1 protein-coding gene is annotated in these 1,069 nt (G+C 67.1%); it reads right to left on the minus strand.

Annotated features, from left to right (window positions below):
• Positions 1-49 precede the first annotated feature (49 nt).
• Positions 50-1,069 (minus strand): NAD(P) transhydrogenase subunit alpha (locus LB541_RS28480; RefSeq protein WP_224620111.1); only part of this gene is annotated, 1,020 nt, incomplete at its 5' end.

Raw genomic sequence — 1,069 nt, forward strand, 5'->3', positions numbered from 1 at the left:
GCACTTGCCTGGTCGAGCTGGTCGAGGGCTTTCTGCAAGGTCTGGTCCATCACGCGGTCCCTTTCGGCTTGGGCGAGGGCGACTTTGGCGAGGGCGACTTGGGCGGCGGGGGCGACTTGGGCGGCGAGGGCTTGGATGCGGCAGCTTTCCTGGGCGCGGCTTTCTTGGGCGCCGAAGCATCAGCGACCATTGTGCTGGCCGGGATCGCCGGCGGTTCGATATATTGGCCCTTTGGCGGCTGCTGGTCGGCCTTGGCGAAGGCCGGATGGACGATCTTGCCGCCGTCGGTCAGCATGGTCGCCTTGACCAGGTCGTCATCGCGATTGATGGCAAGCGTCTTCGTCGCCTTGTCGACCAGGGTCTCGAGGAAAGCAAAAAGGTTCCTGGCGTAGAGCAGCGAGGCGGAGGCCGCGACGCGGCCCGGCACGTTGAGATGGCCGACGATCTTGACGCCGTTGGCCGTCGTCACGACCTTGCCAGGCACAGCGCCCTCGACATTGCCGCCGCGCTCCACCGCAAGATCGACGATCACCGAACCAGGCTTCATCGAGGCGACCATGTCAGCCGACACCAGCCTCGGCGCCGGGCGGCCGGGGATCAGCGCCGTGGTGATGACGATGTCCTGCTTGGCGATGTGCTCGGCGGTCAGCGCCGCCTGCTTGGCCTGGTAATCCTTGGACATCTCCTTGGCGTAGCCGCCGGCGGTCTCGGCCGCCTTGAACTCTTCGTCCTCGACGGCGAGGAACTTTGCGCCAAGCGAGGCGACCTGTTCCTTGGCGGCGGGGCGCACATCGGTCGCGGTGACGACCGCGCCGAGCCGGCGCGCTGTGGCGATCGCCTGCAGGCCGGCAACGCCGACGCCCATGATGAACACCTTGGCGGCAGGAACAGTGCCGGCCGCCGTCATCATCATCGGCAGCGCGCGATCGTATTCGGCTGCGCCGTCGATCACCGCCTGGTAGCCGGCAAGGTTAGCCTGCGAGGACAAGACGTCCATCGACTGGGCGCGCGTGATGCGCGGCATGAATTCCATCGCAAAGGCCGTCACCCCGGCCTTGGCCAGCGCCGC

Source organism: Mesorhizobium sp. BR1-1-15, assembly GCF_020165475.1.
Lineage (GTDB): Bacteria > Pseudomonadota > Alphaproteobacteria > Rhizobiales > Rhizobiaceae > Mesorhizobium.